At 74.6% G+C, this 17899-nt stretch carries 15 protein-coding genes and 1 tRNA gene; 4 read left to right on the forward strand and 12 right to left on the reverse strand.

The window, feature by feature from the left end:
* Window positions 1-102 precede the first annotated feature (102 nt).
* The 7 genes from pknB to HKK73_RS00130 form a co-directional block, all read right to left on the reverse strand.
* Complete coding sequence (pknB, locus tag HKK73_RS00100; RefSeq protein WP_171467146.1) at window positions 103-2175, reverse strand: Stk1 family PASTA domain-containing Ser/Thr kinase; 2073 nt, start codon at window positions 2173-2175, stop codon at window positions 103-105.
* 110 nt (window positions 2176-2285) lie between these two features.
* Complete coding sequence (locus HKK73_RS00105; RefSeq protein ID WP_171467147.1) at window positions 2286-3956, reverse strand: serine/threonine-protein kinase; 1671 nt, start codon at window positions 3954-3956, stop codon at window positions 2286-2288.
* A complete protein-coding gene (locus tag HKK73_RS00110) occupies window positions 3953-5419 on the reverse strand; it encodes a penicillin-binding protein 2 (RefSeq protein ID WP_074804024.1) in 1467 nt (488 codons plus the stop codon). Before HKK73_RS00110 ends, HKK73_RS00105 begins: the two co-directional genes overlap by 4 nt.
* Window positions 5416-7056 (reverse strand): FtsW/RodA/SpoVE family cell cycle protein, encoded by a 1641-nt coding sequence (locus HKK73_RS00115; protein WP_171467148.1) that lies wholly within the window; start codon window positions 7054-7056, stop codon window positions 5416-5418. Before HKK73_RS00115 ends, HKK73_RS00110 begins: the two co-directional genes overlap by 4 nt.
* On the reverse strand, window positions 7056-8486 hold the full coding sequence (locus HKK73_RS00120) for a Stp1/IreP family PP2C-type Ser/Thr phosphatase (RefSeq protein ID WP_171467149.1): 1431 nt from the start codon (window positions 8484-8486) through the stop codon (window positions 7056-7058). The genes HKK73_RS00115 and HKK73_RS00120 overlap by 1 nt, the downstream gene beginning before the upstream one ends.
* A 6-nt stretch (window positions 8487-8492) precedes the next feature.
* The gene (locus tag HKK73_RS00125) at window positions 8493-8996 is read right to left on the reverse strand and encodes an FHA domain-containing protein (RefSeq protein WP_034652653.1); all 504 of its coding nucleotides are present in this window, start codon (window positions 8994-8996) and stop codon (window positions 8493-8495) included.
* Window positions 8997-9006: 10 nt separating this feature from the next.
* Window positions 9007-9714 (reverse strand): DUF3662 and FHA domain-containing protein, encoded by a 708-nt coding sequence (locus tag HKK73_RS00130; RefSeq protein WP_021480387.1) that lies wholly within the window; start codon window positions 9712-9714, stop codon window positions 9007-9009.
* Window positions 9715-10115: 401 nt separating this feature from the next.
* Here HKK73_RS00130 and HKK73_RS00135 point away from each other — a divergent pair.
* A tRNA-Leu gene (locus HKK73_RS00135) sits at window positions 10116-10199 on the forward strand.
* A 110-nt stretch (window positions 10200-10309) separates the two neighbouring features.
* Here the strand turns inward: HKK73_RS00135 and HKK73_RS00140 are convergent.
* Window positions 10310-10759 carry a DUF6389 family protein gene (locus HKK73_RS00140; protein WP_171467150.1) on the reverse strand — a complete coding sequence of 150 codons (450 nt, stop codon included), beginning with the start codon at window positions 10757-10759 and terminating at the stop codon, window positions 10310-10312.
* 90 nt (window positions 10760-10849) lie between these two features.
* Between HKK73_RS00140 and HKK73_RS00145 the strand changes: the two genes are divergently transcribed.
* Genes HKK73_RS00145 through HKK73_RS00155 form a run of 3 tightly spaced genes read left to right on the forward strand, consistent with a single transcriptional unit; the run spans window position 10850 to window position 13722 of the window.
* Window positions 10850-11224 (forward strand): PadR family transcriptional regulator, encoded by a 375-nt coding sequence (locus tag HKK73_RS00145; RefSeq protein ID WP_024841614.1) that lies wholly within the window; start codon window positions 10850-10852, stop codon window positions 11222-11224.
* Entirely contained in the window at window positions 11224-12600 is a 1377-nt protein-coding gene (locus HKK73_RS00150; RefSeq protein ID WP_171467151.1) for a permease prefix domain 1-containing protein, read from the forward strand. Before HKK73_RS00145 ends, HKK73_RS00150 begins: the two co-directional genes overlap by 1 nt.
* A gap of 39 nt (window positions 12601-12639) precedes the next feature.
* Window positions 12640-13722 carry a squalene cyclase gene (locus HKK73_RS00155; protein WP_171467152.1) on the forward strand — a complete coding sequence of 361 codons (1083 nt, stop codon included), beginning with the start codon at window positions 12640-12642 and terminating at the stop codon, window positions 13720-13722.
* Here HKK73_RS00155 and HKK73_RS00160 read toward each other — a convergent pair.
* The 4 genes from HKK73_RS00160 to HKK73_RS18840 form a co-directional block, all read right to left on the reverse strand.
* On the reverse strand, window positions 13647-14702 hold the full coding sequence (locus HKK73_RS00160; RefSeq protein WP_144722897.1) for an ABC transporter substrate-binding protein: 1056 nt from the start codon (window positions 14700-14702) through the stop codon (window positions 13647-13649). The genes HKK73_RS00155 and HKK73_RS00160 overlap by 76 nt on opposite strands.
* Before the next feature lie 91 nt (window positions 14703-14793).
* Window positions 14794-15576 carry an ABC transporter ATP-binding protein gene (locus tag HKK73_RS00165; protein ID WP_031315990.1) on the reverse strand — a complete coding sequence of 261 codons (783 nt, stop codon included), beginning with the start codon at window positions 15574-15576 and terminating at the stop codon, window positions 14794-14796.
* Window positions 15577-15692: 116 nt separating this feature from the next.
* A complete protein-coding gene (gene fepG, locus HKK73_RS00170; RefSeq protein ID WP_253705713.1) occupies window positions 15693-16775 on the reverse strand; it encodes an iron-enterobactin ABC transporter permease in 1083 nt (360 codons plus the stop codon).
* Window positions 16772-17860 (reverse strand): iron chelate uptake ABC transporter family permease subunit, encoded by a 1089-nt coding sequence (locus HKK73_RS18840; RefSeq protein WP_163185475.1) that lies wholly within the window; start codon window positions 17858-17860, stop codon window positions 16772-16774. Before HKK73_RS18840 ends, fepG begins: the two co-directional genes overlap by 4 nt.
* Between the last annotated feature and the right edge of the window lie 39 nt (window positions 17861-17899).

The following is a 17899-nucleotide window of genomic DNA, read 5'->3' on the forward strand; positions in this document are numbered from 1 at the left end:
CACCGGCCCCGGTCTGCCGCCCACGGACGCCCCGCACGACGACGGGCCCTCACCTCCGTGGAGGTGAGGGCCCGTCGTCGTGGACGGCCCGGGGGCGGTGGGTCAGCCCTCGCCGTCTCCGCCGTTGCCCCCGCCGTTCCCGTTGCCGCCGCCGTTGTTCCCGCCGCCGTTGTTCTCACCGTTCGACGGTCCGGGACCGGTCGAGACGATGAGCGACACCTGGGTGCCGACGGGGACCTCTGCCCCGCCGCGCGGGTCGGACCCGATCACGACGCCGGCCGGCCACTGGTCGGACTCCTGCGTCTGACGGGTGCCGACGTTCAGCTCGGCACCACCGAGCGCGTCCTTCGCCTGGTCCTCGGTCATCCCGACGAGGTTCGACGGCACCGTCGTCGTCTCCGCCGCGCGCGGGATGGCGACCTTGAGGGTCACGGTCGACCCCTGCGGGACGCTGCCCGCGTTGGGCTGCTGCGAGAGCACCTGGTTCTCCGGCTCGTCGGACTCCTCGTCGCTGCGGTCGACCTTCAGGCCGAGCGCCTCGACGGTCGACTTCGCGGCGTCGAACTGCTGGCCCGTCACGTCCGGCAGGGCGACGAGGCCGCTCGACACGAACAGGTTGACCGTCGAACCCGCCGGCACGGACTGGCCGGCGCCGGGGTCGGTCTTCGTCACCGCGCCCTTCGGGACGTCCGGCGAGTCCTCGGTGTTGACGTCGCCGACGTTGAGCCCGGCGTCGGAGAGGTACTGCCGGGCCTCCTCCTGCGTCTTGCCCTTGAGGTCCTGGATGGTGACGGCGTCGGGACCGGCCGAGAAGAAGGCGGTGACGGTCACCCCCAGTTCCTGGGTGGTGCCGCCGGCGGGGTCGGTCCGGGTGAACGTGCCCTCGGGCTCCGTGGAGTCCTGGTCGATCGCCTGCGCGTACTCGAAGCCCGCCTCGGTGATCCTCTGCTCGGCCTCCGCGGGCGTGACGCCCGCCGACAGCGTCGGGACGGTGCCGGTCGTCGGCTCGTCCTCGCCCTGGCTGTTGATGACGATCATCGTGATGATCGCGGCGAGCGCGAGCACGCCGATCGCGATGAGCGTCCACATGAGGCCCTTGCGGCTCTTGGGCTGCTCGTCGTCCTCGCCGGGCGGCTGCTCCCCCGGCGGGACGGCGGGCGCCGCGCTGGTCGCCCAGGGGTTCGCCGCCGCGGCGGCCGGTGCCATGACCTGCGTCGCGGACTCGACCATCGTCGGCTGGAGGTCGGCGGCCGCCGCGGCGGCGCCGAGGCCGGCGGCGGCGGCCGCGACCCCGAGCGCCGGGGCCGTGATCGACCCGCCGCGCACGGCGTTCTCCAGGTCGGCGCGGAACTCGGCGGCGCTCGAGTAGCGCGCCGTGCGGTCCTTGGCGAGCGCCTTGAGGGTGATGCGGTCGAGCACCTCGGGCACGTCGGGAGCGATCGCGCTCGGCGTGGCGGGCGCCTCGCGCACGTGCTGGTAGGCCACCGCGACGGGCGAGTCGCCGATGAACGGCGGGCGCCCCGTGAGCAGCTCGTAGAGCAGGCAGCCGGTCGAGTACAGGTCGGAGCGCGCGTCGACCGTCTCGCCGCGCGCCTGCTCCGGGGAGAGGTACTGCGCGGTACCGATGACGGCCTGCGTCTGGGTCATGGTGGCCGCGGAGTCGGCGACCGCGCGGGCGATGCCGAAGTCCATGACCTTCACCGCGCCCGTCGGCGTGATCATCACGTTGGCGGGCTTGATGTCGCGGTGGACGATCCCGGCGTGGTGCGAGTACTCGAGCGCCGCGAGGACGCCCGCCGTGATCTCGACCGCCTCGTCGATGGGCACGGCCTGACCGTCGCGCAGGATGTCCCGCACGGTGTGGCCCTCGACGTACTCCATGACGATGAACGGGACGTGCACCGCGTTGCCGGTGGCGTCCTCGTGCACGTCCTCGCCCGTGTCGTAGACCGCGACGATGGCCGGGTGGTTCAGGGAGGCCGCCGCCTGCGCCTCGCGACGGAAGCGCGCGAGGAACGACGGGTCGCGCGCGAGGTCGGAGCGCAGGATCTTGATCGCGACGGTACGACCGAGGCGGTTGTCGTGCCCGATGTGCACCTCGGCCATGCCACCACGGCCGATGAGCTCACCGACCTGGTAGCGCCCGGCAAGCACTCGGGGAGCGTTGTCCACCACTCATTCGTCCTTCGGTGTCGTCGGAGCCGTGGGCGCGTCCGCCCACGGCACAGCTGGCGCAATCATCCCACCCGCGACCCTGCGGCCACGCGGGGAACACCACGATGTCGTCACGATGTCACCCGTCCGGGGAGCGTCTCGGTGTCGGGCACGGCGACCTCGACGGAGGTCTCCGCGCCCCGCACGGGGGCGGCGTCGCCGCCGTCGCCGTCCCGGTCCCCGAGCGTGGCGATCGTCGCGATCACCAGCACGAGCAGGAGGCCCAGGAGGGCGACGAGGGGCCAGGTCAGGCCGTTGGGCAGGCCTCCCAGGCGGCGGCCCGTCGTGGTCGACGTGCGGCGCCCCGCGGAGCGCGAGGGCACGGGTGCCGACTGCGACTGACGTCGGGCCTCGGCGCGGGTCGCCGGGGCGACGGGCTCGGCGCGCGTCGAGCCCCCGGGCGCGCCGGCCGGGCGCGTGCCCGCGCGGGTGGGCTGCGGCCGTCGTGAGGAGCGCGTCGGACCGTGCATCTCGCGGCGCGGCGGGTACGACCGCGGGGCGGCCGGGTCGTCCGCCGGGGCCGCGGGGACGGGGCGCTCCCACGGGAGGGCCGGGCCGGGCGCGGCGTCGTCCGGTGCGGGCGGCGCCGGAACGGGCTCGGCGGTCTCCGGGACCGTCCCGCCGTGCCGGCCGAGCGGGCGGACGCGGGTGGCGTCGTCGTCGGGCAGGCCGGGGGGCGTCGCGGCCGACGGCGGCGCGTCCGCCTGCGCGGCGTGCGCGGCGCGACGCGGCTCGGGGGCGACCCACGGGTTCGCCGGGTCGGGCGCGTGCGGGTCGCGCACCGCGGCCGGGATGACGAGCGGCGTGATGACGGGTGCCGGGTCCGGCTCGGGCGCGGGGACGTCGTCGGCGGTGGTGCGGGCCCGGCGCGCGCGGCGTGTGGGGGCGGGCGCCCCCGTGCGGGCGGACCAGGGGTCGCTCGCGAGGCGCGCGGCGATGCCCTCGAAGACGCGCGCGAGCGCGTCGGCCGGGTGGGGCCGCGCCAGCGGGTCCTTGGCGAGCATGACCATGACGAGCTCGCCGAGCTCCGGGTCGACCGACGTGGGCAGCGGCGGCACCGGCTCGTTGACGTGCGCGACCGCGATGTCCACCGGCGTGGACCCCGTGAACGGACGGTTCCCCGCGATGGACTCGTACGCGACGATGCCGAGCGCGTAGATGTCCGAGGCGCCGGTGGCGGCCTGGCCGACGGCCTGCTCGGGCGAGAGGTACTGGGCCGTGCCCATGACCATGCCCGTCGCGGTCATCGGGACCTGGTTGGCCGCGAGCGAGACACCGAAGTCGGTGATCTTCACCGTGCCGGAGCGGTCGATGAGGATGTTGCCGGGCTTGACGTCCCGGTGCACGACGCCGGACAGGTGGGCGGCGTGCAGCGCCCGGGCGGTCTGCGCGAGGATCGGCAGGAGCCGCGCGGGCGGGAGCACCGGCTCGCGCTCCAGCAGGTCCGCCATGGGCTCGCCCACGACGAGCTCCATGACGAGGTACCCGGAGCCGTTGGTCTCGCCGTAGTCGTACATCTGCGCGATGTTGGGGTGCGAGAGCGCCGCGCTGTTGCGGGCCTCGGTGCGCAGGCGGTTGAGGAAGTCCTCGTTGCCCGCGTACTCGCTCCGCAGGACCTTGACCGCGACCTCGCGGCCGAGCGCGTCGTCGGCCGCGACCCACACCTCGCCCATGCCGCCGACGGCGATGCGCCGCACCAGGCGGTAGCGGTTGCCGAGCGTCAGCCCCCGGACCGGCTTCATCCGTTCAACACCGCCTCCATGACGGCGCGGGCGATCGGCGCGGCGATCGCGCCGCCCGTCGCCTCGTTGCCCATCGAGCCGCCGTTCTCGACGATGACCGCGACCGCGACCTGCGGGTCGTCGGCCGGGGCGAAGCTCGTGAACCACGCGTGCGGAGCGGCCTCGCCACCCGTCTCGGCGGTGCCCGTCTTGCCTGCGACCTGCACGCCCGGGATCTGCGCCGACTTGCCCGAGCCGTTCTGCACGACGCCCACCATCATCTGGGTGAGCTGCTCCGCCGTCGACGGGGAGACCGAGGTGCGCAGACGGCGCGGCTCCGACTGCCGGACGACGTCGAGGTCGGGGTTGCGGATCGTCTCCACCGTGTACGGGGCCATCTGCACGCCGTCGTTCGCGATGGCGGCGGCGACCATCGCCATCTGGAGCGGCGTGACCTTGACCTCGCCCTGGCCGATGCCGGCGCGCGCGATCCCGGCGGCGTCCGCGCCCGGCGTGCCCTCGGCGGGGAAGCGGCTCGGCGTGACGTCCATGGGGATCTCGAGCGAGGCGTCGAAGCCGAAGTCCTCGGCCTGGTCGCGCATCGCGTCCTCGCCGAGGGTCATGGCCAGGTCGCCGAACGCGGTGTTGCACGAGATGCGCAGCGCGTCCGCGAGGGTCATCTCGCCCGTGGGCGAGCAGCGCGTGCCGCCGAAGTTCTTCATCGTCTGCGTCGACTGGGGGTACGGCAGCTCGTCCGGCGCCGGGATCACGGTCTCGGCCGTGTACTGCCCGCTCTCGAGCGCCGCGGCCGAGGTGACGATCTTGAACGTCGAGCCCGGCGGGTACGTGTTGCCGCGGATGGCCCGGTTCGACATCGGGTTGCCCTCGGCGTTGAGCAGCTCCTGGTAGCGCTGGCGCGCGAGGGCGGTGTCGTGCGTCGCGAGCTCGTTCGGGTCGTAGCTGGGCTTGGACACGAGCGCGAGGACGCGGCCCGTCTTCGGCTCGATCGCGACGACGGCGCCGCGCTGGTCGCCCAGCGCGTCCCACGCGGCCTGCTGGGCCGCCGGGTCGATCGTCAGCTCGACGGACGCGCCCTGCGGCTGCTGCCCCGTGAAGAGCGCGCTCAGGCGGTCGAGCCACAGCGAGCTCGCCTCGCCGTTGAGGTAGTCGTTCTCCTTGTCCTCGATCTCCGTGCGCCCGTTGGTGAGCGACAGGAAGCCGGAGACGGGCGCGTAGAGCGGGCCGTTGGAGTACTGGCGCTGGAAGCCGAACGCGTCGTCCACCGGCGTCGAGGACGCGATGGCGTCACCCGCGACGACGATCGGGCCGCGGAACTTGTTGTACTCGCGGTAGATCGTGCGGGCGTTGCGCGAGTCGTTGTTGAGCGAGTCGGCCTGGACGAACTGGATGTACGTCGTCGACACCATGAGCGCGAGGAACATCACGAGGACGACGGTCGCGACGCGACGCAGGGGGACGTTCACCGGGCTCCTCCCCAGGGGTCACGGTCGGTCTCGGCACCCGCGTCCGGGCGCTGCACGACCTCGGTCCGCAGGTCGTCCGGGTGGTCGGGGACCTCCCCGGTGCGGCCGACGGCGGGCTGGACGCCCGTCGTCGCGCGCGCGGGGCCCGTGGACGGACCGGGGACGGCGGGCGCGCCGACCGTGGTGGGGGCGTCGTCGGGCAGGGCGCCCACGGCCGCGCCGCCGCCCACGACCGCGACCGGGTCGGAGTCCGTGCGGCTGCGCGCCCCGCCGGGCGCGACCTGCCCGCGCACGGGCAGGGAGGAGGGGCGCCGCGCGTCGTCCGAGATGCGCAGGAGCAGCCCGACGACGAGCCAGTTCGCGAGGAGCGACGACCCGCCCTGGGCGACGAACGGCATCGTGAGACCCGTGAGGGGGATGATCCGTGTGATCCCGCCGACCACGACGAAGAGCTGCCACGCCATGACGAACGCGAGACCGCCCGCGAGCAGCTTGCCGAACCCGTCGCGCACGCCGATCGCGGTGCGCAGGCCGCGCTCCACGAGGACGAGGTACGCGAGCAGGATGCCGATGAGGCCCGTGAGGCCGAGCTCCTCGCCGAGCGACGCGTAGATGAAGTCGGAGAACGCGTACGGGACCGTGCGCGGGTAGCCCGCGCCCCACCCCGTGCCGAAGAGCCCGCCGTTGCCGAGCGAGAACAGGCCGCCCACGAGCTGGCCCGAGCCACCCGGGCTGCGGCCGAAGATCTCCGGGTCGAACGGGTGCAGCCACACGTCGACGCGCGCCTGCACGTGCCCGAACGTCGACGCCGCGAGCACCGCGCCGACCGCGATGAGGAGCAGACCGATGACGACCCAGCTCACGCGCTCGGTCGCGATGTAGAGCATCGCGACGAACAGGCCGAAGAACAGGAGCGAGGTGCCGAGGTCGCGCTCGAACACGAGGATCGCGAGCGAGACGAGCCAGACGATGATGATCGGCCCGAGGTCGCGCAGGCGCGGGAGCTGGAGGCCGAGCACGCGGGGGCCGGCGAGCGCGAGCGTGTCGCGGTTCGTCACGAGGTAGCCCGCGAAGAAGATCGCGAACGCGACCTTCGCGAACTCGGCCGGCTGGAGCGAGAAGCCGAACAGGTTGATCCAGATCTGGGCGCCGTTGATGCGGGTGCCCAGGCCCGGGACGAGCGGCAGCGCGACGAGCACGATGCCCGCGATCATCGCGGTGTAGGTGTAGCGGCGCAGGGTCCGGTGGTCGCGCAGGAACCAGACGAGGGCGAACGCGCAGAGGATGCCGAGCGCGGTCCACTGGAGCTGGCGCGGCGCGAGGTCCTGGGTGCCGCCCGTGACCTGCGAGCCCAGGTCGAGGCGGAAGATCATGGCGAGGCCGATGCCGTTGAGCGCGACGGCGATCGGCAGGATCACCGGGTCCGCGTACGGCGCCTTGAACCGCAGCAGCACGTGCGCGGCGCCCGCGAGCACGACCGTGCCGATGCTGTACACGTAGAAGCGCCCCGGGAGCTCGCCCGTGAGCCGCAGGCCCACGAGCGCGTACGCCCCGATGCCCAGCGCGAGCGCGAGGACGAGCAGACCGAGCTCCGCGCCCCGGCCGGGGCGCACCTCGGTGGTCTCCACCGTGGCCATCAGGCCCCCGAGCCGGCGCCGTCGGTGGGCGCGGGGGTCACGTCCGGCGCGTCGGCGTCCGGCGTCCCCGTCGTCGCGCCGTCGACGGTCCCGTCCGCGGGCGGTTCGGTCGAGCCGTCGGTCGCGGGGGTCTCGGTGGTGTCCTCCGTGGCCTCGGCGACCAGCCGCTCGGCGCGGGCGCGGGCGTCCTCGAGCGACTGCGCGGGGATCGTGGTCTCCAGGCGGTCGACGACGTAGCCCGGCAGGTCGTCGACGCGCGTCCCCGTGAGCTCGATCGGGGTCGACAGCGTGACCGGGCCCGCGTTCTCCGGGATGCCGCGGAACACCGCGACCTGGCCGTCGGCGACGCCCACGTAGTACTGCGACTGCGTCCAGCGGTAGCCCGCCCAGCCCGCGACGCCCAGACCCGCGACCACGAGCAGGATCGCGACCACGGTGACCCAGCGCCGGGGCGCGCGGCCGGGGCGCACGTCGTCCTCGTCGTCGCCGGAGCCCTCGGCGGCGGTGCGCCCCTCCGCGCCGTCCTCGTCCGCCGCGTCGGCGTCCGGGTCCTCGGCCGGGGCGGTCGCCTTCGTGCTCGCCATGAGCGCGGCCGCGCGTGCCGCCGGGCCGTCCGCGGCCGACGTCGGGGCGTCGCGGTCGATCGCCGCCGACCCGACGACCTGCGCGCCCGTGCCGGGGGCCCCGCCGTCGGGCAGGGCGTCGACGTCCACGACGTCCGCGACGACGACCGTCACGTTGTCCGTGCTGCCCGCGCGCAGCGCGAGCTGGAGCAGGTGGTCGGCGCACGCGTCGACGTCGTCCGTGTCGGCGAGGGTCTGCGCGATGGTCTCCTGGCTGACGAACCCGGACAGGCCGTCCGAGCACAGGAGCCAGCGGTCGCCCGGCTTCGCCTCGCGCACGGACATGTCCGGCGTCAGGTCGATGTCGAAGTCGCCCAGCACGCGCATGACGACGTTGCGCTGGGGGTGGGTCTCCGCCTCGTCCGCCGAGATGCGCCCCGTGTCGACGAGGTGCTGGACGAACGTGTGGTCGGTCGTGACCTGGTTGAGCTCGCCGTCGCGCAGCAGGTAGGCGCGCGAGTCGCCGAGGTGCGCCATGGCGAGCTTGTTGCCGGCGCGCAGGATCGCGGTGACGGTGGTGCCCATGCCGACCAGCTCCGGGTCGGTCACGCTGCGGTCCACGAGGTCCTGGCGGGCGTGGTCGATCGAGCGCTCGAGCTCGGCCAGCGCGTCGTCCGGGCCGTGCGACTCGCCGTCGAGCGGGGCGAGCGCGGCGATCGCGATGGACGACGCGACGTCGCCCCCCGCGTGGCCGCCCATGCCGTCCGCGACGACGAGCAGGTGCGGGCCCGCGTAGCCGGAGTCCTGGTTGTTGGAGCGCACGAGCCCGACGTCGGAGCGCGCGGCGTAGCGCAGGGCGATGTTCACTGCGGGCTACCTCTGCAGCTCGACGACGGACTGACCGATCCGCACCCGCGTCCCCGGGCCCAGGGGGGTGACCTGGGCGATCCGCTGGTCCTCGACGTAGGTGCCGTTCGTGGAGCCCAGGTCCTCGACGAACCAGGACCCGTGCTGCGGGAAGATGCGGGCGTGGCGCGACGACGAGTAGTCGTCGTCGAGGACGAGCGTGCAGCTCGGCGCGCGGCCGATGAGGATCGACGACGTCGTGAGCGGGATCGTCGTGCCGGTCAGCGGGCCGGCGGTGACGACGAGCCGCGACGGGCCCGCGGGCGCGGCGGGCCGTGAGGGCTCCGGCGCGGCCGGGGTAGGGCCCGACGTCGGGCGGGCGGCCGGGGCGGGACCGCCCTTCTTGCCGCGGCGCGGCGTGATCTTCGTGCCGTACAGGTCCCGACGCAGCACCCCGATCGCGGAGAGCACGAACACCCAGAGCAGCACCAGGTAGCCCAGCCGGAGCAGGGTGAACGTGAGATCGGTCATGCGGGCCGGATCACCACTCCTCGTTGTCGGACGCGCCGGTCCAGAACATGATGCGGGTCCGGCCGATCGTCAGGGAGTTCCCGTCGAGCAGCGTCGCGGCCGGTACCTGGTGGCCCTCGACGAACAGCCCGTTCGTGGAGCCGAGGTCCGTCGCGATCACGCCCTCCGGGGTCACGCGGATCTCCAGGTGGCGCCGCGAGACGCCCGGGTCGTCGACGACGATGTCGGCCTCCGAGCCGCGGCCGATCACCGTGACCGGACCGGTGAGCAGGTAGCGCTGCCCGTCGATGTCGACGAGCGGGTGGCGCGTGCTCGGGGACGCCGTCGTGGCGGGGGCGACGTTGCCGCGCACGCTCGCCGAGCGCAGCTGGAAGCGGCCGACGTCGAGCGTGTCGTTCTGCTCGAAGCTCACGCTCACGGGGCCGACGAACGCGTAGTGCTGGGACGCGGCGTACTGGGTGACGTTCGACGCCAGCTCGTCGGCGAGCGTCTCCGCGCCCCACCCCTCGACCTGGCCGAAGTCGTCCACCGACAGCTCGATGGTGAACTCGTTGGGCACGACCGTGCGCTCGCGGTCGACGACGGCGGCGCGGTCGTCGACCTCGCGCCGCAGCGCGCTCGCGAGCTCGACGGGCTTGACCTCGCTGCGCCCGACCTTCGCGAACGCGTTGTTCACGACGCGCTCGACGCCCTTCTCGAAGCGGTCCAGGACTCCCATGCCACCTCCTCCCTCGTGCTCGCTCGTGCCGCGGCTCACGCCGCGCGGATCTCGTCTGCTCTGCCGGCGCCCTTCCCCGGTGGCCCCCCGCGCACCCGCGTCCGGGCAGACTACCTAGATCGTATCGATCGCGTCGGACCAGCAGGCCCGTTTCGTCGGACGATTACCGGACGGATGTGGCGCTTTCGTGGCGGAGCGTGTGAACGTCGGGCGTCCGCTCCCCCGCCGAGCACGAGGTTGCCGTCGTCCCGCCGCTCTTCCCGGGAGCGACGACGTGCTCGAGGGCGACGAAGGTCGTGGTCGGCGACGGGGCCGCGCCGCGGTGCGTCCGGGTGGCGGGCGTCACGCAGGACGGTGCGGTGCCGGTCGGTCGCCCGCGCCGTGCTAGTCTTCTGCGGCACGCGCGAGTGGCGGAATAGGCAGACGCGCACGGTTCAGGTCCGTGTGCCCGAAAGGGCGTGGGGGTTCAACTCCCCCCTCGCGCACGTGACGAGGTCCCGGTCAGGTCGTCCCTGACCGGGACTTTCGCATTCCCGGGCCCGTGCTTCCTCCCGGGTGCCGCCTCCGGCGGCGTCGTCCGGCCCAGCTCCCGCGCTCACGGCGCCAGCGCGCGCGGCACGGAGGTGCCGTGGCCGTCGTGCCCGTCCACCACGCCCGGCACGCGCGACCTGCCGCGCGCTGCGGCGTCCCACACGTCCACGACCCAGTCGGCGGCGGTGTCGACGACGACGTCGCGCGCGTCGTACGGCTCGCGGCCGGGCGCGACGAGCGGCACGTCCGGGACGGGGCCGTCCTCGCCGTGCACGACCTCGAACAGCGTGCGGTGCGGCGCGATCGCGCGGTCGAGCACGGCGGCGTCGGGGCCGTCGAGCGACACGACGACGTCGAACGTGCCCTCGCCGTCCTGGTCGGGGAAGACGGTGACGACGATCTCCTCCGCGCGGTCCGGGAGCGCGTCGACGACGGCGCGCAGGCGGCGCACGGCCTCCGGCGTCGCGGCGTCGAGGTGGCCTCGCACGAGGCGGGCGTGGGTCGCGGCGTCCATCGCGTCACCGTAGCGCCGGGCGAGGCTGCCGAGGCCAACCCTAGATCTGCTAGGGTCGTAACCCCTAGAACAACTAGGCATAGGAGCGTTATGCGTATCGACAAGGACCTCGTGGCCGCCTCGGCCACCCCGCTCGTGCTCGGGATCCTCGCCGACGGCGAGTCCTACGGCTACGCGATCCTCAAGCGCGTGGACGAGCTCTCGGGCGGCCGGATGCAGTGGACCGACGGCATGCTCTACCCGCTGCTGCACCGGCTGGAGCGCCTGGGGCTCGTCGAGGCGTCGTGGGGCACGTCCGACGTCGGCCGGCGCCGCAAGCACTACGCGATCACGGCCGCGGGGCGGGAGGCGCTCGTCGAGCGCCAGGCCCAGTGGGACGTCGTCGCGCACGCGCTCCAGCAGGTGTGGCGCTCCGCCCAGGACGGGCTGCAGAGCCCGCCGCGCGTCGCGGAGGGGTGGGCCTGATGGGCGCCGCGCCCGCGCCGGCCGGTGCCGCGAGCCCCGGCCCGCACGCCGCGCTCGAGGCGCAGATCGACCAGTGGCGCGGGTACGTCCGGCGCCGGGAGGCGATCTCCGCGGCGGACGTCGACGAGATGGAGGACCACCTGCGCGAGCGGGTCGAGGACCTGCGCGCGACGGGCCTCGACGACGACGAGGCGTTCCTCGTCGCCGTGAAGCGCATGGGCACGCTCGACGACCTGTCGCGCGAGTTCGCGCAGGAGCACTCCGAGCGCCTGTGGAAGCAGCTCGTCCTCGTGGGCCAGCAGGCCGGCCGCACCCGCTCGTGGCGCGAGCTCGCGGTCGTGCTCGGGCTCGCCGTCGCGGTGGGCGTCACGGTCAAGGTCGCGACCGTGCTCCTGCCCTGGGAGACGGTCGGCCTCAACGTCGGGCTCCTCGTGCTGCCGTTCCTCACGGCCTACCTCGCGTGGAAGCGCCAGGTCACGCTGCGTGTCGTCGGCGCGCTCGTCGTGCCGTTCGTCGTGCTGGGCGTCGTGCTCAACGCGTACCCGTTCGAGCCCACGGACGCGACCTTCGTGCTCGCGGCGCTCGCCGCCCCGGTGACGCTGTGGGCCGTCGTCGGGCTCGCCTACGTGGGCGGGCGGTGGCGCTCGGACGCGCGCCGCATGGACTTCGTGCGGTTCACGGGCGAGCTCGCCGTGTACTACACGCTCATCGCGCTCGGGGGCGGGGTGCTGCTCGGCCTGACGATCGGGGTCTTCTCGCTCGCCGGCGTCGACCTCGAGCCCTACCTCGACACCTGGATCCTCACCCTGTGCGTCCCGGCGGCGCTCATCGTGGCCGCCTGGCTCGTCGAGGCCAAGCAGAACGTCGTCGAGAACATCGCGCCCGTGCTCACGCGCGTGTTCACGCCGCTGACGCTCGTCATGCTCCTCGCCGCGTTCGTCGTCCTCGCGACCGCGGGGAACCTCGCGGCGGTCGACCGCGAGCTGCTCATCCTCATGGACGCGATCCTCGTGCTCGTCCTGTGCCTGCTCCTCTACTCCGTCTCGGCACGCGACCCGCTCGCGCCCGGGTCGTTCTTCGACGGGCTCCTGGTGGTCCTCGTCGGCGCGGCGCTCGCCGTCGACGCCGTCGCGCTCACCGCGATGCTCACGCGCATCGCCGAGTTCGGCGTCAGCCCCAACAAGGCGGCGGCGCTCGGGCTCAACCTCCTGCTGCTCGTCCACCTCGCGTGGTCGGCCGTGCTCGCGACGGCGTTCCTCCGCGGGCGTCGGCCGTTCGCCGACCTCGTCGCGTGGCAGACGCGCTTCCTCCCCGTCCACGCGGCGTGGGCGGCGGTCGTCGCCCTCGTGTTCCCGCCCGTGTTCGGCTTCGTCTGACCGACGGCGGTCGGCCGTCCCCGGGGGTAGCGTGACGGGATGGCCGACCGACCGTCCGGCGGGCCGGTCGACGACGACGTCGTCGGCTGGCTCCTCGACGCCGACCCGGCGCTGCGCTGGCAGGTGGAGCGCGACGTCGTGCACGCCCCGCCCTCCGTGTGGCGGGCGACGCGGGCGCGCGTCGCGACCGAGGGCTTCGGCGCCCGGCTCCTCGGCCACCAGGACCCGGACGGGCAGTGGGCGGGCGGCGCGTACTTCCCCGCGGACGTCGGCGGGGACGGCGCGGCCGCGCCGGACGCCGAGGGCAGGCCCGAGGAGGGCCAGCCCTGGACCGCGACCACCTGGTCGCTCGTCGCGCTGCGCGAGTGGGGCCTCGACCCCGAGGTGCTCCGCGCGCGCCGCACGCCCGAGCTGCTGGCCGAGCACTGCCGCTGGGAGTACGACGACCTGCCCTACTGGGGCGGCGAGGTCGACTGGTGCATCAACGGGTACACGCTCGCCGCGGGCGCGTGGCTCGGCGTCGACGTGACGAGGCTGCTCCGCACCGTCCTCGACGGTCGGCTGCCCGACGGCGGGTGGAACTGCGCGTGGGTCGAGGGCGCGACCGTGTCGTCGTACCACTCGACGCTCAACGCGCTCAAGGGCCTCCTCGCCTACCAGGAGCACGCCGGGGCCACGGACGAGCTGCGCGCCGCGCGCCGCGCCGGCGAGGAGTACCTGCTCCGCCGCGGCCTGTTCCGCCGGCTCGGCACCGGCGAGCCCGTCGGGGACTGGGCGTTCCGCCTCGCCTACCCGTTCCGCTGGTACTACAGCGTGCTCAACGCGCTGGTCTACCTGCGCGCCGCGTCGCTGCTCGACGGCACGCCGCCGGACCCGCGCGCGGCGGACGCGGTCGAGCACGTCCGCCGCGCGCGGCGCCCGGACGGCACCTGGCTCCAGGGCCGGCGCCACCCGGGCCGCGTGTGGTTCGAGGTCGACGCCCCCGCGGGCGAGCCGTCCCGCTGGCTCACGTACCACGCGACCGTCGTCCTCGACTGGTGGGACGGTCAGGACGCGGGCGGCCCCGAGACGACCTCGGCGCCGTCGAGCACCGCGATGAGCTCGTCGAACCACTCGACGTAGCTCGCCCACGTGAACGGGCGCTTGTCGTCCCAGCCCACGACCTGCCCCGCCTGGACCGCAGGCAGGCCCGCGTAGACGGGGTTCGCCGCCATGGCCTCGTCGGAGCCGGTGTAGCTGAGCACGACGTCCGCCGGGTAGTCCGGCACGCGCTCCCAGCTGAGCTCCGCCCAGGCCTGCTGGTCCTGCGGGCCGCCGATCGTGAAGCCCAGCTCCTCCAGCAGCGCGAGCTGGCCCAGGGTCCGCTGCCCGACCCACAGCTCCTCGGCCCCGTTGAGCGGCAGGATCGTCAGCGGCTTCTCCGCGGCGATCGCCCGCAGGGTGTCGAGGCGCTCGTCGAACGCGGCGCGCGCCTCCGCGACCTCCGGGGTGTCCGCGTCGCCGCCGAGCGCCTCCGCGAGCGACGCGTAGTCCTCGATCACCTCGACGACGGGCCGGCCGGAGAACTTCATCCCGACGAACGGCGCGACGGCGGTCGCCTCCTCGGTGATCTTCTCGTCCCACCACCGCCACGCCGTGCCGTCCTCCGTGCCGAACCCGATCACGAGGTCGGGGTCGAGCGCGAGCAGCTTCTCCAGGTTGAGCTCGGCGTCGGTGCCGACGACCTCCATCTCGTCGACCCGCGCGTTGCCGATCGACAGCGCGCCCGTGTCGGAGAAGCCGTACCCGAACACGCCGTCGGGCCGCACGCCGTAGTCCCACAGCGCGGCGGCCGAGTAGCCGTCGACGACGAGGCGGTCCGGCGCCTCGTCGAGCTCGTACGTCGTGCCGTGGCCCGAGGACGTCCACGACCAGCCGTCGGCGCTCGCGGACGGCTGGTCGTCCCCGGCGCCGTCGGAGCCCGCGTCGGTGCCCGGGGAGCACGCCGCGACGACGGCCGTGAGACCGAGCGCGAGCGTGGCCGCCGCGACCGCGCGCGCGGGCCGGCGCCGCGCACGGGGCGCGCCGGGCAGGGTGGACGAGGGACGGGTCGTGCGGGTCATGCGGTGCTCCTCCGACGAGGCGGTGCGGGCGAGCGCAGGACGGTGGGGGGCCGGTCGGGCGGGGTGGTCCGACCGGGAGAACGGGGCCGCGTCAGGCGCGGCGGGGCCGGCCCTCGGGCACGACGAGCGGGGTGCCCGTCACGGGGTCGGCGATGATGCGGCACGGGAGGCCGAACACGTCCTCGACGAGCTCGGCCGTGACGACCTCGCCCGGCGCGCCCTCGGCGACGATCGCGCCGTCCTTCATGGCGATGAGGTGGGTCGCGTAGCGGCACGCGTGGTTGAGGTCGTGCAGGACGGCGACGAGCGTGTGCCCGCGGTCCCGGTTGAGGTCGGCGCACAGCTCGAGCAGCTCGATCTGGTGGGCGATGTCGAGGAACGTCGTCGGCTCGTCGAGCAGGAGGAGGGGCGTCTCCTGCGCGAGGACCATCGCGACCCACACACGCTGGCGCTGGCCGCCGGACAGCTCGTCGACGAGCCGGCCAGACAGGTCCGTGGTGCCGGTCGCGGCGAGCGCGGCGACCACGGCCGCCTCGTCCTCGCGCGACCACTGGCGCAGGAGCTTCTGGTGGGGGTAGCGCCCGCGCGCGACGAGGTCTGCGACGGTGATCCCCTCGGGCGCGATCGACGACTGCGGCAGGAGGCCGAGGCGGCGCGCGACCTCCTTCGCGGGGATGGACGAGATGGAGCGGCCGTCGAGCACGACCTCGCCCTGCGACGGCTTGAGCAGGCGCGACAGCGCCCGCAGCAGCGTCGACTTCCCGCACGCGTTCGGCCCGACGATCACCGTGAACGAGCCGTCGGGGATCGTCACGTCGAGCCCCGAGGAGATGACGCGGTCGTCGTAGCCGACGGTGATGCCGTCGGCGTGCAGGCGGTCGGCGGTGGGGGCCGCGGGGCGGTCGGCGGTGCCGGGCGCGGCCGCGTCGTGCGGGGCGTCCGCGAGCTGGGTGGGTGCCACCGGGGTCCTTCCGGTCTGCGGGGTCGGGGTCACTTGCGGGCCTCGCGGACGAGGAGCCAGACGAGGTAGGCGCCGCCGACGCTCACGGTGACGACGCCGACGGGGAGCTGGGTCGGGGCGAACGCGCGCTGCGCGACGAGGTCGCTCGCGGCCAGGAGCACCGCGCCCATGCACGCGGCGGGCAGGATGCGCACGCCCGCGCTGCCCGTGAGGCGGCGCGCGAGCTGGGGTGCGGCGAGCGCGACGAACGCGATCGGGCCGGCCGCCGCGGTGACGAGCGCGGTGAGCGCGACGCCGAGGACGACGAGCGCGAGCCGCACCCGCTCGCTGCGCAGGCCCAGGGCGGCCGCGGCGTCGTCCCCGAGCTCGAGCAGGCCCATGCGCGGGGCGAGCCACACGAGCGGCAGGGCCAGGAGCGCGGCGAGCACGCACGCGGGGACCGCCTGCGCCCACGTCATGCCGTTGAGCGACCCCGCGCCCCACACGGCGGCGGCCATCGCCGTCTCGAGGTCGGCCTTGACGATGAGCCACTGGTTGGCGGACGCGAGCATCGCCGACACCGCGATGCCGACGATGATGAGGCGGAACCCCTGCACGCCGCGCCGGTAGGCGAGGACGTACACCACCCCCGCGGTGACGATCCCGCCGACGAGCGCGCCCGCCGCCACGCCGACGTACCCGCCGCCGAGCAGCATGATGACGACGAGCGCCCCGGTGTACGCGCCCGTGTTGAAGCCGATGACGTCGGGGCTGCCGAGCGGGTTGCGCGTGAGCGACTGGAAGATGGCACCGCTCGCGCCGAGCGCCGCGCCGAGCACGAGCGCCATGAGCGCGCGCGGGAGGCGCCACTCGACGACGACCATGTGCACCGGGCCGTCGGCCGCGCCGACGAGCGCCTGGAGCACCTGCGGCACGGTGAGCGGGTAGTCGCCGGTGGTGAGCGCCACCACGCCGACGGCCAGCGCGACGAGCAGGAGCGCCCCGCACACCGCGAGCGTGCGCAGGTCGAGCCGCAGGCTCACGCCCCGGCCGCGCACGACGCGCGTCGGGCGGCCGAAGTCGACGCGCCGGTCCGCCCCGGCCGGGAGACGGTCCTGCACCGGGGCGCTCACAGCCCGCTCGCCTTCGAGCGGCGCACGAGCGCGATGAGGACCGGGGCACCGACGAACGCCGTGACGATCCCGACCTGGAGCTCGCCCGGCATGACGACGACCCGGCCGACGACGTCGGACACGAGCAGCAGGACGGGCGCGAGCACCGCCGAGTACGGGAGGATCCAGCGCTGGTCCGGGCCGACCGTCCACCGCGCGACGTGCGGCACCATGAGGCCGACGAACGCGATGGGCCCGGCCGCGGCCGTCGCCGCGCCGCACAGGAGCATGACCGCGACGCCGACGAGCACGCGCGTGCGCCCCACGTGCGCGCCGAGCGAGCTCGCGAGGTCGTCGCCGAGCGCGACGGTGTTGAGCGGGCGCGCGACGACGAGCGCGATGACGAGCCCGATCACGACGAACGGGGCGATCGTCCCCGCCATCTCCATCGTGCGGCCCGCGAGCGAGCCGGCGCCCCAGAAGCGCATGCGGTCGAACGCCGCCGGGTCGAGCAGGGTGATGCCCTGCGAGACGCCGCCGAGCACCGCGCCCAGCGCGACGCCCGCGAGGGTGAGCCGCACGGGCGTCGCTCCCCCGCGGCCCTGCGACCCGATGGCGTACACCGCGACGGTCGCGACGACGGCGCCCGCGAACGCGAACCAGATGAACGACCCGATGTCGGTGAGCCCGAGGAACGCGACGGCGAGCACGACGGCGAACGCGGCGCCCGCGTTGACCCCGAGGATGCCCGGGTCGGCCAGGGGGTTGCGCGTCATGGCCTGGATGAGGGCGCCCGAGACGCCGAGCGCGGTGCCGACGAGCAGCCCGACGACCGTTCGCGGGAGGCGCAGGTCGCGGATGATCACGTGGTCGCCCGAGCCGTCGTAGCCGGTGAGGGCGTCCCAGACCGTGCCGAGCGGGACCGGCTTCGAGCCCACGACGAGGCTCAGCACGACCGCGAGCACGAGGACCGCGAGGGCGACGACGAGCCCGAGGCTGCGCCCCGCGTTCGTGCGGGCGACCCCGGCCGGGCGGTCGGCGGGGTCGGCCGGTGCCGTGCCGCCGGGGACGTCGGCCGTCGTGGCGGCGGTCGCGGGCGAGGTCATGGTGCTCGGATCTGCTCGGGGGCGCTCGGCCCGGCGGGT

The sequence above is a fragment of the Cellulosimicrobium sp. 72-3 genome, assembly GCF_013127315.1.
In the GTDB taxonomy this organism is placed as follows: domain Bacteria; phylum Actinomycetota; class Actinomycetes; order Actinomycetales; family Cellulomonadaceae; genus Cellulosimicrobium; species Cellulosimicrobium funkei.

Excerpts from the sequence above, each read along its gene's own strand:
- HKK73_RS00105 (WP_171467147.1), bottom strand. The coding sequence starts at position 3,956 with ATGAAGCCGGTCCGGGGGCTGACGCTCGGCAACCGCTACCGCCTGGTG.
- HKK73_RS00115 (WP_171467148.1), bottom strand. The coding sequence starts at position 7,056 with ATGGCCACGGTGGAGACCACCGAGGTGCGCCCCGGCCGGGGCGCGGAG.
- HKK73_RS00125 (WP_034652653.1), bottom strand. The coding sequence starts at position 8,996 with ATGACCGATCTCACGTTCACCCTGCTCCGGCTGGGCTACCTGGTGCTG.
- HKK73_RS00130 (WP_021480387.1), bottom strand. The coding sequence starts at position 9,714 with ATGGGAGTCCTGGACCGCTTCGAGAAGGGCGTCGAGCGCGTCGTGAAC.
- HKK73_RS00140 (WP_171467150.1), bottom strand. The coding sequence starts at position 10,759 with ATGGACGCCGCGACCCACGCCCGCCTCGTGCGAGGCCACCTCGACGCC.
- HKK73_RS00145 (WP_024841614.1), top strand. The coding sequence starts at position 10,850 with ATGCGTATCGACAAGGACCTCGTGGCCGCCTCGGCCACCCCGCTCGTG.
- HKK73_RS00150 (WP_171467151.1), top strand. The coding sequence starts at position 11,224 with ATGGGCGCCGCGCCCGCGCCGGCCGGTGCCGCGAGCCCCGGCCCGCAC.
- HKK73_RS00155 (WP_171467152.1), top strand. The coding sequence starts at position 12,640 with ATGGCCGACCGACCGTCCGGCGGGCCGGTCGACGACGACGTCGTCGGC.
- HKK73_RS00160 (WP_144722897.1), bottom strand. The coding sequence starts at position 14,702 with ATGACCCGCACGACCCGTCCCTCGTCCACCCTGCCCGGCGCGCCCCGT.
- HKK73_RS18840 (WP_163185475.1), bottom strand. The coding sequence starts at position 17,860 with ATGACCTCGCCCGCGACCGCCGCCACGACGGCCGACGTCCCCGGCGGC.